At 51.3% G+C, this 12,153-nt stretch carries 11 protein-coding genes, 1 pseudogene and 1 other annotated feature; of the genes and pseudogenes, 9 read left to right on the top strand and 3 right to left on the bottom strand.

Translation table 11 applies throughout. The annotated features are described in order from the left end of the window. Position 1 precedes the first annotated feature (1 nt). Both hisG and hisL read right to left on the bottom strand, forming a co-directional pair. On the bottom strand, positions 2-901 hold the full coding sequence (hisG, locus tag G4551_RS14925; RefSeq protein WP_003834191.1) for an ATP phosphoribosyltransferase: 900 nt from the start codon (positions 899-901) through the stop codon (positions 2-4). A gap of 45 nt (positions 902-946) precedes the next feature. Further along, positions 947-1,069 (bottom strand) — a sequence feature (His leader region). Then, positions 1,045-1,092 (bottom strand): his operon leader peptide, encoded by a 48-nt coding sequence (gene hisL, locus G4551_RS14920; RefSeq protein ID WP_100250077.1) that lies wholly within the window; start codon positions 1,090-1,092, stop codon positions 1,045-1,047. Its footprint overlaps the feature before it by 25 nt. 174 nt (positions 1,093-1,266) lie before the next feature. Between hisL and G4551_RS14915 the strand changes: the two genes are divergently transcribed. The 4 genes and pseudogenes from G4551_RS14915 to plaP all read left to right on the top strand — a co-directional run bounded on the left by G4551_RS14915 (position 1,267) and on the right by plaP (position 4,693). After that, positions 1,267-2,091: an SDR family oxidoreductase gene (locus G4551_RS14915; RefSeq protein WP_003838968.1), complete on the top strand. Its 825-nt coding sequence runs from the start codon at positions 1,267-1,269 to the stop codon at positions 2,089-2,091. A gap of 41 nt (positions 2,092-2,132) precedes the next feature. Further along, a pseudogene (locus tag G4551_RS14910) lies at positions 2,133-3,117 on the top strand (LysR family transcriptional regulator). Positions 3,118-3,279: 162 nt separating this feature from the next. Next, on the top strand, positions 3,280-3,342 hold the full coding sequence (gene yoeI / locus G4551_RS24070) for a membrane protein YoeI (protein WP_099045591.1): 63 nt from the start codon (positions 3,280-3,282) through the stop codon (positions 3,340-3,342). Next, the gene (plaP, locus tag G4551_RS14900; RefSeq protein WP_003030167.1) at positions 3,332-4,693 is read left to right on the top strand and encodes a putrescine/proton symporter PlaP; all 1,362 of its coding nucleotides are present in this window, start codon (positions 3,332-3,334) and stop codon (positions 4,691-4,693) included. The genes yoeI and plaP overlap by 11 nt, the downstream gene beginning before the upstream one ends. A gap of 59 nt (positions 4,694-4,752) precedes the next feature. On the opposite strand, the gene sbcB is transcribed toward plaP, so the two are convergent. Next, positions 4,753-6,177: an exodeoxyribonuclease I gene (sbcB, locus tag G4551_RS14895; RefSeq protein WP_003838973.1), complete on the bottom strand. Its 1,425-nt coding sequence runs from the start codon at positions 6,175-6,177 to the stop codon at positions 4,753-4,755. 400 nt (positions 6,178-6,577) lie between these two features. On the opposite strand from sbcB, the gene phsA reads away from it, so the two are divergent. The 5 genes from phsA (at position 6,578) to sbmC (ending at position 12,110) form a co-directional block, all read left to right on the top strand. Then, entirely contained in the window at positions 6,578-8,851 is a 2,274-nt protein-coding gene (gene phsA, locus G4551_RS14890; RefSeq protein ID WP_003838975.1) for a thiosulfate reductase PhsA, read from the top strand. A 14-nt stretch (positions 8,852-8,865) separates the two neighbouring features. Next, positions 8,866-9,444 carry a thiosulfate reductase electron transport protein PhsB gene (gene phsB / locus G4551_RS14885; RefSeq protein ID WP_003838976.1) on the top strand — a complete coding sequence of 193 codons (579 nt, stop codon included), beginning with the start codon at positions 8,866-8,868 and terminating at the stop codon, positions 9,442-9,444. Then, positions 9,441-10,208: a thiosulfate reductase cytochrome B subunit gene (gene phsC, locus G4551_RS14880; RefSeq protein WP_003838979.1), complete on the top strand. Its 768-nt coding sequence runs from the start codon at positions 9,441-9,443 to the stop codon at positions 10,206-10,208. Before phsB ends, phsC begins: the two co-directional genes overlap by 4 nt. A gap of 139 nt (positions 10,209-10,347) precedes the next feature. Then, complete coding sequence (gene dacD, locus G4551_RS14875; RefSeq protein WP_032941247.1) at positions 10,348-11,520, top strand: serine-type D-Ala-D-Ala carboxypeptidase DacD; 1,173 nt, start codon at positions 10,348-10,350, stop codon at positions 11,518-11,520. Positions 11,521-11,642: 122 nt separating this feature from the next. Continuing rightward, complete coding sequence (gene sbmC / locus G4551_RS14870) at positions 11,643-12,110, top strand: DNA gyrase inhibitor SbmC (RefSeq protein WP_003838984.1); 468 nt, start codon at positions 11,643-11,645, stop codon at positions 12,108-12,110. The last annotated feature ends 43 nt before the right edge of the window (positions 12,111-12,153 follow it).

Genomic DNA, 12,153 nt, shown 5'->3' with positions numbered 1-12,153 from the left:
ATCACTCCATCATCTTCTCAATTGGCAGCACCAGAATTGAGCTGGCACCGAGCGCTTTCAGTTTTTCCATTGTTTCCCAGAACAGGGTTTCGCTGCTGACCATGTGCATGGCAACACGCTGCTGGTCGCCGGCCAGCGGCAGAATGGTCGGACGCTCAGCGCCAGGCAGCAGGGCGATAACTTCGTCCAGACGCTCGCTCGGCGCGTGCATCATGATGTATTTGGATTCGCGTGCCTGAATCACCCCCTGGATACGGGTCAGCAGTTTGTCGATCAGTTGTTGCTTGGCTTCGGCCATTTCGCCGTCGCGCTGAATCAGGCAGGCTTTAGAGCGGTAGATCACTTCCACTTCACGCAGGCCGTTGGCTTCAAGCGTTGCGCCGGTGGACACCAGATCGCAAATCGCATCTGCCAGGCCTGCACGAGGTGCGACTTCTACAGAGCCATTCAACAGACAGGATTTAAACGACACCCCTTTCTGATCGAGATAGCGTTTGAGCAGGTGTGGGTAAGAGGTAGCGATACGCTTACCGTTCAGCGCTGCCGGGCCATCCCAGGCTTCATCAACCGGGGTAGCCAGCGAGAGACGGCAGCCGCCGAAGTCCAGACGGCGCAGGGTAAAATAGCGAGGGTCTTCACCCTGTGCGCGGCGGTTGAGCAGTTCCTCTTCGAGAACGTTTTCCCCGATGATGCCGAGGTCAACAACGCCATCCATCACCAGACCCGGGATATCGTCATCACGTACGCGCAGAATATCGATAGGCATATTCTCTGCCATTGCAATCAGGCGCTGGGTGTGAAGATTAATTTTAATACCGCAACGGGCCAGCAATTCGCGTGAATCATCGCTTAAACGGCCAGATTTCTGCATAGCTATGCGTAAACGGGTGTTGTCTAACATTCTTTATTCCTCGTTATCCTGTCTGAATCAGTTTGGGTCACGCACAAAAAAAAGCCCCCGGAAGAAATCTTCCGGGGGCTTTCTCATACGCTCATGCACCGCTGGAAGATTTAAATGTCTCCCAGCACACATCGCCTGAAAGACTAGTCAGGATGATGGTGATGATGGTGTTTAAATTGAGCGCGTGTCATAAATTTTCTCGATGAATGTTTATTCATTTGATGTCTTTTAACCTAAACCACTTTAGCTACGGAAAGCAAGGGCTTTTTTTGATCATTAATTCATTTCATATTGATACTATGAATTGTCAGCCACCGTGGGCTGGCGTAGCCTTGCGTTATAGGCCAAAAGTCAGGAGAGAAGGCATGAAAAAGGTCGCAATTGTCGGATTAGGTTGGTTAGGCATGCCGTTAGCCATGTCGCTGGCGGCGAGAGGCTGGCAGGTTACCGGCAGCAAAACCACATTGGATGGGGTGGAAGCGGCCCGCATGAGCGGTATCGAGAGTTACTCGCTGCGCCTGGAACCTGAACTGGTCTGTGAGGCTGACGATCTCGACGCACTGATGGACGCCGATGCGTTGGTTATTACGCTGCCTGCACGCCGTAGCGGTCCTGGGGAAGCATTTTACCTGCAGGCAATGCAGGAACTGGTCGACAGCGCGCTGGCGTATCGGATCCCGCGAATTATTTTTACCAGTTCGACGTCAGTCTATGGTGACGTTCAAGGAATAGTGAAAGAGGGGACGCCGCGTAATCCGGTCACGGCAAGTGGCCGTGTTCTGAAAGAACTTGAAGACTGGTTGCACAATTTACCTGGCACGTCGGTGGATATTTTGCGTCTGGCCGGGTTAGTTGGTCCGGGAAGACATCCTGGTCGCTTCTTTGCCGGCAAGACGGCGCCAGACGGACATCATGGCGTCAATCTGGTGCATCTGGACGATGTGGTTTCTGCCATCACGTTACTGCTGCAAGCGCCTAAAGGGGGACACATCTATAATATATGTGCGCCTATGCATCCGGCGCGTAACGTGTTCTATCCGCAGATGGCCCGCCAGTTGGGGATGGAGCCGCCGGAATTTCGCGACGGTACGGATAACGGTAAAGGTAAAGTCATTGATGGCAACCGTATTTGTAATGAGCTTGGGTTTGAGTACCAGTATCCTGATCCGCTGGTGATGCCGATGGAGTGACAAGCCAGCAGAGTGCCGCTGTATACCGCCAGGGGGCGAGTATGAAACCACTGCTGGACGTTCTTATCATCCTCGATGCCTTAGAAAAAGAGGGCAGTTTCGCGGCGGCGTCGGCAAAATTGTTTAAGACGCCGTCTGCGCTTAGCTACACCGTCCATAAGCTGGAAAGCGATCTTAATATTCAGATACTCGATCGCAGCGGGCACCGGGCTAAGTTCACCCGCACCGGACAGATGCTGCTGGAAAAGGGGCGGGAGGTGCTGCATACCGTCCGTGAACTCGAAAAGCAGGCCATTAAACTACACGAAGGCTGGGAGAATGAACTGGTTATTGGCGTAGATGATACCTTTCCCTTTTCATTGCTGGCCCCACTCATCGAGTCTTTCTATCAACACCACAGCGTGACGCGTCTGAAATTTATCAATGGCGTGCTGGGCGGCTCATGGGATGCCCTAATTCAGGGCCGGGCGGATATTATTGTCGGTGCCATGCATGAACCCCCTGCAGCGAGCGAATTTGGCTTTGCACGGCTGGGGGTTCTGGAACAGGTGTTTGTGGTTGCGCCGCATCACCCGCTGGCGCAGGAACAGGAACCGTTAAATCGTCGCACTATTCGCCGTTTTCGCGCCATTGTAGTGGGCGACAATGCGCAGCATGCCAATGTCTCAGGTTCTCAGGTGCTTGACGATCAGGAAGCCATTACCGTTTTTGACTTCAAAACCAAGCTGGAACTACAAATCAGCGGCCTGGGATGTGGCTATATTCCGCGCTATCTGGCGCAGCGATTTCTGGAGAGCGGCGCACTGATTGAGAAAAAAGTGGTCGCGCAAATTGTCCTTGAACCCGTGTGGATAGGCTGGAATGAACAGACCGCCGGGTTGGCCAGTGCCTGGTGGCGAGATGAAATTTTAGCAAATAGTGCTATTGCGGGGGTGTATGTTAAAACGGCTGCTGACAAATCAATCAGTTAAGAAAAAATATTCTTTTGTGGCCACTTCAATCTCTTGTTATTTCTCCCCAATTTAGTGCAAAATATGCCGCTTGCAAAAAATGACATTAACCGACGTTTTAATACGCGTCGGTTATTTTTTTGCATCAAACCAATCATTCATAAAAGAGGCCGGGCTTCGTACCGGATAGATACTTACTTAAAAATCGACAGTTGTTGTCGCTGAGGATTAACAAAAAATGGGGCAATTTTTTGCTTACGCGACGGTTTTCGCCGTAATGGGGGATAACCATGTCGCATAACGCTACTCCAAACACCTCTCGCGTGGAATTACGTAAAACGCTTACGCTGGTTCCGGTTGTCATGATGGGCCTTGCCTATATGCAGCCGATGACGCTGTTCGATACATTCGGTATCGTATCAGGAATGACCGATGGTCACGTCCCGACAGCTTACGCCTTTGCACTGATCGCCATCCTTTTTACCGCACTGAGCTACGGTAAACTGGTACGCCGCTATCCGTCTGCAGGCTCTGCCTACACTTACGCCCAGAAATCCATTAGCCCGACAGTTGGCTTTATGGTGGGTTGGTCATCGCTGCTGGACTACCTGTTCGCCCCGATGATCAACATTCTGTTGGCGAAAATTTATTTTGAAGCGCTGGTGCCTTCGATTCCATCGTGGATGTTCGTGGTGGCGCTGGTGGCCTTTATGACCGCCTTCAACCTGCGCAGCCTCAAATCCGTTGCGAATTTCAACACCGTGATCGTGTTGTTGCAGGTGGTGCTGATTGCGGTGATCCTCGGCATGGTCGTTTATGGCGTGTTCGAAGGGGAAGGTGCCGGTACGCTGGCGAGCAGTCGCCCATTCTGGTCCGGTGATGCGCACGTGATCCCGATGATCACCGGCGCGACCATCCTGTGCTTCTCGTTCACCGGTTTTGACGGTATCAGCAACCTGTCAGAAGAAACCAAAGACGCTGAGCGCGTGATCCCGCGTGCGATTTTCCTGACTGCGCTGATTGGTGGCCTGATCTTTATTGTCTCCACCTATCTGCTGCAGTTGTACTTCCCGGATATTTCGCGCTTTAAGGATCCAGATGCTTCGCAGCCGGAAATCATGCTGTATGTTGCCGGTAAGTTCTTCCAGGTCGGCGCGCTGATTTTCTCTACCATTACCGTACTGGCGTCCGGTATGGCGGCGCATGCAGGCGTTGCGCGTCTGATGTACGTGATGGGTCGTGACGGCGTATTCCCGAAAAGCTTCTTCGGTTATGTACACCCGAAATGGCGTACTCCGTCCATGAACATCATTCTGGTTGGGGCGATTGCTCTGTTGGCAATCAACTTCGACCTGGTGATGGCGACGGCGCTGATTAACTTTGGTGCGCTGGTGGCATTTACCTTCGTTAACCTGTCGGTAATCTCCCAGTTCTGGATCCGTGAGAAGCGTAACAAGACGCTGAAAGATCACTTCCAGTACCTGTTCCTGCCAATGTGTGGTGCGCTGACCGTTGGCGCGCTGTGGGTGAACCTGGAAGAAAGCTCAATGGTTCTGGGCCTGATCTGGGCGGGTATCGGTCTGATCTACCTTGCTTGCGTGACCAAAAGCTTCCGCAACCCGGTCCCACAGTACGACGAAGATATCGCGTAATAACTGCATTTAGCTGAAAAAAAACGGAGACATGTTCTCCGTTTTTTTATACGTGGGATTTATACAATCTCTTCGGCATACTGCCAGAGTGATTTCAGCAGCATCAACTTTTCTTTGTTATCCGCATATTGCTGGCTCAATAGCTGCAATTCATTGGCGTAATTTTGCAAAAACTCCGGTGTGAATACCTGGCGACGATGGTCCAGCCAGCGCTGCTGTTCAGCTTCGTCCAGCGTTCCCGGGAAGTTACGTGCACGGTAATTAAACAACAGTTTTTCAATGCGCTTATCGACAAAGGAGATATCCAGCGCAGGTAAATTGCGTGGTTCAGTTTCCAGAACGATTTTCATCGCCGCACGGTCAGCATCGCTGAAAAAGCCGTTGTACAGTTGGGCATCCACGTTATCTGATGGTGTAAAGGGTTCCGCATCGGCAAAGATCGCGACCACTTTGTCGCGTATCTGCGGGTTTTCGCGCAGAACTTTAAGATTATCCAGACAATGCTGGCGGTTAATGCCAAGACGGTCGGCGTCTTCCGGACGCAGGGTATTCGCCTGTGCCAGTACCGGGCATTTGTTGATGTGCACCAATTTAACCGGTACGGCCGGGTTATCACCCAGATCCGCTTTAGACGTGTAGAGCCGCTCGCGCAGGGCGTCGCTGTCGAGTTCGAGCAGCGGCGAAATATCACCAGCTAAGTCGACCATAATAACTGCGTTACGATTCTCCGGATGCCACGCCAATGGCGCCACCCAACTGGTGTTACCGCGCCATGCGCCGAACATACCAGAGACATGGACCAGCGGTTTCATTTGCGGGACATCAACCAGTGCGGCCAGCTTGTGCTTATTACGATGGCTGTAGAGATAATCAAACAGACGCGGCTGACGTGACTTCACTAATTGCGCCATTGCGATCGTGGCGTATACGTCCGCCATCGCATCGTGAGCATTGGCATGCTCAATACCGTTGGCTTTAGTCAAATGCTCCAGGCGGAAGCTGGGTAAGCCGTCGTCGTTTTCCGGCCAGTTAATGCCTTCAGGGCGCAGGGCATAGCAGGCGCGCATCACATCCAGCAGATCCCAGCGCGAATTATCGTTCTGCCAACTCCAGGCATAGGGATCGTAGAAATTGCGATACAGGATGTTGCGCGTCACCTCATCATCGAAGCGCACGTTGTTATAGCCCAGGATACAGGTTTTCGGCACGGTGAACAGGGCGTGGATGCGCGCAGCAAAAGCGGCTTCATTCTCTCCCTTTTCACGTGCTTCCTGCGGTGTGATACCCGTAATCAACACCGCCTCAGGCTGCGGCAGATAATCGTCCGCGGGTTTGCAATAAAAGACTTCTGGTTCACCGATGATGTTGAAATCATTATCTGTGCGGATAGCCGCAAATTGCGCGGGTCTGTCCAGCGCCGGATGGGTGCCAAATGTCTCGTAATCGTGGAAGAGAAAACCAGGTTGCTGCTTGCCGTCATTCATTGTTCAGTTATGTCCGGGATCAATTTAGCGCTCGTCCAAGAATACCAAAAAATAGTGAGATAATCAGCTATGGTATTATCGAAGCTGGATTGTGTACGCAATAAAGTTGAGATAAACAGGACTTTTATAGAATTAATAAATAAATTCCGCACTGTTAAAATAAATTACGGAAATAAAATATCTTGGAGTTGCGGATTTGTAAACAATCTAATTGATAACCATTATTGTTATTTTCTTCTTCTTTTATTGTGTTCTGGAAACTTTAAAAGTCTTTTATAAACAAAGAGTTTTTATTTGTGTCAATTCGCTGTCATGCATTGTAATGAAATGTGATTGATGTAAAAAATAAATATTCTAAACGCCATATAATCATTGGATATATCTAATAACAGGAGGTTATATGAGCATTAGTCGGCGTAATTTTTTGCGAGGAGTGGGTATAGGCTGTTCAGCCTGTGCGATAGGCAGTTTTCCGCCAGGCGCACTGGCGCGTAATTCTCCAGAGAGCATTAAGGGGAAAACATCCCTGACGCCAAGTTTGTGTGAAATGTGTTCTTATCGTTGCCCGATACAGGCACAGGTAATTAATAATAAAACGGTTTTTATTCAAGGGAACCCTAATGCGCCCCAGCAAGGGACACGTGTCTGCGCTCGTGGCGGCAGCGGCGTTAGCCTGGTCAACGACCCGCACCGTATTGTTAAACCCATGAAACGCACAGGACCTCGCGGGAGCGGAGAATGGCAGGTTATTAGCTGGGAACAAGCGTATAAAGAAATTGCCGAAAAAATGACGGCAATCAAAACGCAGCATGGTCCTCAGGGCGTCGTCTTTTCTTCTAAATCCGGTTCGCTTTCAGGGCATTTATTTCAACTGGCGACGGCTTTCGGATCGCCAAACACCTTTACGCACGCGTCGACATGCCCGGCCGGAAAATCGATTGCCGCCAAAGTGATGATGGGCGGCGATTTGGCCATGGATATCGCCAATACCCGTTATATGGTCTCTTTTGGTCACAACCTTTATGAAGGAATTGAGGTTGCCGAAACGCATGAACTTATGATGGCGCAGGAAAAGGGCGCAAAAATGGTCAGCTTCGACCCTCGTCTGTCCGTCTTCTCCAGCAAGGCGGATGAATGGCATGCGCTCAAACCGGGCGGCGACTTGCCGGTGTTGATGGCCATGTGTCACGTCATGATCAATGAAAAATTGTATGACGCGGACTTCGTTGCGCGCTACACCACAGGGTTTGACCAACTGGCAGAAGCAGTACAAGAGACCACGCCGGAATGGGCGCAAAAGCAAGCTGATGTGCCTGCTGATGTCATTGTTCGGGTCACCCGAGAAATGGCCGCCTGCGCGCCTCATGCTATCGTCAGCCCGGGCCATCGTGCGACGTTCTCGCAAGAAGAAATTGATATGCGGCGCATGATTTTTACCCTCAATGTGCTGCTTGGTAATATTGAGCGTGAAGGCGGTTTATACCAGAAAAAAGCGGCGGCAACTTATAATAAGCTGGCCGGAGAGAAGGTCGCTCCGGTGCTGGCAAAACCCGATGTCAAATTACCCAAGCCAACGGCGCAGCGTATCGATCTGGTAGCCCCGCAGTTTAAGTACATCGCGGCGGGCGGTGGTGTGGTGCAAAGCATCATTGATGCTGTGTTAAACCAGACGCCTTATCCGGTGAAGGGATGGATTATGTCCCGACACAACCCTTTCCAAACCGTTACCTGCCGACCGGATCTGGTCAAAACCGTTGAACAGCTCGACCTTGTGGTCAGTTGTGATGTTTATCTAAGCGAAAGCGCGGCGTATGCCGACTACCTTTTGCCTGAATGTACTTACCTTGAGCGCGATGAAGAAGTTTCAGACATGTCGGGTCTGAATCCAGCCTATGCCCTGCGCCAGCAGGTAGTAGAACCTATTGGTGATGCGCGTCCAAGCTGGCAAATCTGGAAAGAGCTGGCCGTGCAGTTAGGCCTTGGGCAATTCTACCCATGGCAGGATATGCAAACGCGTCAGTTATACCAGCTTAATGGCGATCATGCGCTGTCTGCTGAACTGCGTGAGAAAGGGTATCGGGAGTGGGGTGTTCCGTTACTGCTGCGTGAACCTGAAGCGGTGCGTCAGTTTGTGGAACGCTATCCGGGCGCGGTGGCGGTTGACAGCGACGGTACCTATGGCGAGCAACTGCGCTTTAAATCCCCTTCAGGAAAAATAGAGCTTTATTCTGAAGAGCTGGAGACGCTCCTGCCTGGCTACGGTATTCCGCGCGCGCGCAATTTTGCGCTCAAAGGCGATAGTGAGCTCTATTTTATCCAGGGAAAAGTGGCGGTTCATACCAACGGTGCGACGCAATACGTGCCACTGCTTAGCGAGTTGATGTGGGACAACGCGGTGTGGATCCACCCGCAAACGGCCCGTGAAAAAGGCATCAAAAGCGGCGATGACATCTGGCTGGAAAACGCGACCGGCAAGGAAAAAGGCAAAGCGCTGGTCACCGCCGGAATTCGGCCCGATACGCTGTTTGTTTATATGGGGTTTGGCGCCAAGGCGGGAGCCAAAACCGCAGCGACAACGCACGGTATCCATTGCGGTAATTTGCTTCCGCATGTTACCAGTCCGGTTTCCGGTACAGTGGTGCACACCGCTGGCGTTACGCTTCGTCGGGCATGAGAAAGGAGAACATCATGAATCAAGCAACAAACCCTTATGTCATGCTGCATGACGAGAAACGCTGTATCGGCTGTCAGGCATGTACGGTTGCCTGCAAAGTTTTGAATGACGTGCCAGAGGGATTTAGCCGTCTACAGGTGCAGATCCGTTCACCCGAACATGAACCCGAGGTGCTATCCCACTTCCAGTTTGTTCGCGTTTCCTGTCAGCATTGTGAAGATGCGCCGTGTGTCAGCGTTTGTCCGACCGGTGCGTCATTTCGCGACGAAAATGGCATTGTGCAAGTGGATAAGTCTCGCTGTATTGGCTGTGACTATTGTGTTGCCGCTTGTCCGTTCCACGTCCGTTATCTCAATCCGCAAACGGGAATTGCCGACAAATGTAACTTCTGTGCAGATACCCGACTGGAGACTGGACAATCGCCCGCCTGCGTTTCCGTTTGCCCGACGGATGCGCTGAAATTTGGTCGTCGTGACGACCCGGAAATTCAGCACTGGATAAATCAAAAAGAGGTTTATCGCCAGCAGGATACGCGTAGCGGCCCGGTGAGTGTTTATCGGCGTAAAGAGATCCATCAGGAGGGTAAAGCATGAATTCTATCTGGGGAGCAGAGCTTAACTATGCGCCGGACTACTGGCCGCTGTGGCTCATTTATGCAGGCGTTGTTATTGTGCTGATGATTGCGGGCCTGGTTATACACGCGCTGTTACGTCGGATGCTGTCACCCAAAACAGCTACTGGAGAAGAACATCGGGATTACCTCTATTCGCTGGCAGTTCGCCGCTGGCACTGGGGTAATGCGCTGCTTTTTATCCTGCTTCTGCTGAGTGGCCTGTTTGGGCACTTCTCTGTCGGACCGGTGGCATTGATGGTGCAGGTACATACCTGGTGCGGTTTCGCCCTGTTGGCCTTCTGGGTTGGTTTTGTGCTAATCAACGCAACCAGCGGCAACGGTTGTCATTATCGGGTGAAGTTTAACGGGTTGATATCACGCTGCTTGTTGCAAACGCGCTTTTATCTGTATGGCATCATGAAAGGTGAGCCGCACCCGTTTGCAGCAACGGCAGAGAGTAAATTTAACCCGCTACAACAGTTGGCTTATCTGGCCATCATGTATGCGCTGGTTCCGCTGTTGATCATTACCGGGTTGTTATGTCTCTACCCGCAGGTAATAGGGGCAGGGCCTGTGATGCTGGTGCTGCATATGGTGTTGGCGATTGTCGGCTTACTGTTCATCTGTGCACATATTTACCTGTGCACGCTGGGTGACACACCGGGGCAAATTTTCCGCAGCATGATAGATGGCTATCATCGTCATCGCAGCCATCACGCAGAGACAGCACCGCGCAAAGGCTAATGCCCGCCGCGGTTGATATCTGAAAACCTTTCCTTACAGCAAGAAAATGTGCCTTATGTCACATTTTCTTGCAATTTATCCATGTTTGTTCGCCAGAACTTCCGTAAAAAGAACGGCTATTTTTCCATTTCCTGAGGACATGCTGTTGAAACGCCGTTTGTTTATTGCCGCTTCACTCTTTGCGATGAGTTTTTCGCCCGCGTACGCGACCGAGGTCGTAAGCTTTTCCCCACAGCCACCTGCGATTAATGCCGGAGCGTGGGTATTAATGGATTACACCACGGGCCAAATCCTGACAGCCGGAAATGAACACCAGCAGCGCAACCCTGCCAGCCTGACAAAGCTGATGACTGGTTATGTTGTCGATCGCGCAATCGACAGCAAGCGTATTAGTCCGACAGATATTGTCACCGTTGGGCGCGACGCCTGGGCGAAAGATAATCCGGTATTCGTCGGTTCATCTTTAATGTTCCTGAAAGAAGGGGATCGCGTTTCCGTGCGCGACTTGAGTCGCGGGCTAATTGTTGATTCCGGTAATGATGCCTGCGTGGCGCTGGCGGATTACATCGCCGGAGGGCAGTCGCAGTTTGTCGCGATGATGAACAACTATGTGCAAAAGCTGAACCTGCGGGACACGCATTTTGAAACGGTACATGGTCTGGATGCGCCAGGTCAGCATAGCTCAGCTTACGATCTGGCCGTGCTGTCGCGAGCTATCATCCATGGAGAGCCGGATTTCTACCATATGTACAGTGAAAAAAGCCTTACCTGGAACGGAATCACGCAGCAAAACCGTAACGGTTTGTTGTGGGATAAAACCATGAACGTCGACGGTCTGAAGACTGGGCATACCTCCGGCGCTGGATTCAACCTGATTGCTTCTGCTGTTGATGGGCAGCGCCGCCTGATTGCGGTTGTGATGGGGGCGGAGAGTGCGAAAGGACGTGAAGACCAGGCGAGAAAACTGCTGCAATGGGGACAACAGAACTTCGATACCGTGCAGGTTTTACGTAGCGGTAAGCAGGTCGGTATTGAACGGATCTGGTATGGCGATAAAGAAAAAATTAGCCTTGGCACAGAGCAGGATTTCTGGATGGCCCTGCCTAAAGCCGAAGTCGCGAATATCAAGGCAAAATATGTTCTTGATAAGAAAGAACTGGTCGCCCCGATTGCAGCCCATCAACGTGTGGGGGAAATTGAACTCTACGATCGGGATAAACTGGTGGCGCACTGGCCTCTGGTTACGCTGGAGTCTGTCAACGAAGGTGGCGTCTTCTCGCGTTTGAGCGATTACTTCCGCCATAAGGCGTAGTTTTCCTGATGTGCCTGACTGGCAAGAGTGCGAATCTGCTCACATAATAATCACTGATTTCTTGTGGCCGTCATACCTAAAAATTACACTGTATATAAATACAGTGTAATAACGGAGGTTATATGGAGTACGAGATAAAGCAGGTCGAGAAACGCATAATTGCCGGTTTCCATATGGTTGGACCGTGGGAACAAACGGTAAAGCAAGGTTTCGAACAGTTAATGATGTGGGTCGACGGTAAGCAGATCGTACCGCTGGAATGGATAGCCGTTTATTACGACAATCCTGACGTTGTTCCGGCGGAAAAACTGCGTTGTGATACCGTGGTGTCTGTGCCTGAAGGTTTTGAGATCCCGGAAAACAGCGAAGGCGTGATCCAGACCGAGCTGGCAGGTGGCGACTATGCTATAGCCGTTGCGCGCGTTGAAAATCATGACTTCGCGACGCCGTGGTATCAGTTTTTTGAGCGCCTGATGCAGGATTCGACGTATGCGATAGCCGCTAAACCCTGTTTTGAAGTTTATCTGAACAACGGCATGGAGGACGGTTACTGGGACATTGAAATGTACGTGCCGGTACAGTTGAAGTAACTGTTTTTGGTGTAAATCAGGATGAATGTCCTGGTCATCAGGA

Origin of the sequence: Citrobacter freundii ATCC 8090 = MTCC 1658 = NBRC 12681 (genome assembly GCF_011064845.1) — a bacterium.
Lineage (GTDB): Bacteria > Pseudomonadota > Gammaproteobacteria > Enterobacterales > Enterobacteriaceae > Citrobacter > Citrobacter freundii.
This window is presented reverse-complemented; position numbering and strand designations above follow the sequence as displayed.

Bases quoted from the DNA above. Each gene is read 5' to 3' on its own strand.
- hisG (WP_003834191.1), bottom strand. From the start codon at position 901: ATGTTAGACAACACCCGTTTACGCATAGCTATGCAGAAATCTGGCCGT.
- G4551_RS14915 (WP_003838968.1), top strand. From the start codon at position 1,267: ATGAAAAAGGTCGCAATTGTCGGATTAGGTTGGTTAGGCATGCCGTTA.
- plaP (WP_003030167.1), top strand. From the start codon at position 3,332: ATGTCGCATAACGCTACTCCAAACACCTCTCGCGTGGAATTACGTAAA.
- sbcB (WP_003838973.1), bottom strand. From the start codon at position 6,177: ATGAATGACGGCAAGCAGCAACCTGGTTTTCTCTTCCACGATTACGAG.
- phsA (WP_003838975.1), top strand. From the start codon at position 6,578: ATGAGCATTAGTCGGCGTAATTTTTTGCGAGGAGTGGGTATAGGCTGT.
- phsB (WP_003838976.1), top strand. From the start codon at position 8,866: ATGAATCAAGCAACAAACCCTTATGTCATGCTGCATGACGAGAAACGC.
- phsC (WP_003838979.1), top strand. From the start codon at position 9,441: ATGAATTCTATCTGGGGAGCAGAGCTTAACTATGCGCCGGACTACTGG.
- dacD (WP_032941247.1), top strand. From the start codon at position 10,348: ATGCTGTTGAAACGCCGTTTGTTTATTGCCGCTTCACTCTTTGCGATG.
- sbmC (WP_003838984.1), top strand. From the start codon at position 11,643: ATGGAGTACGAGATAAAGCAGGTCGAGAAACGCATAATTGCCGGTTTC.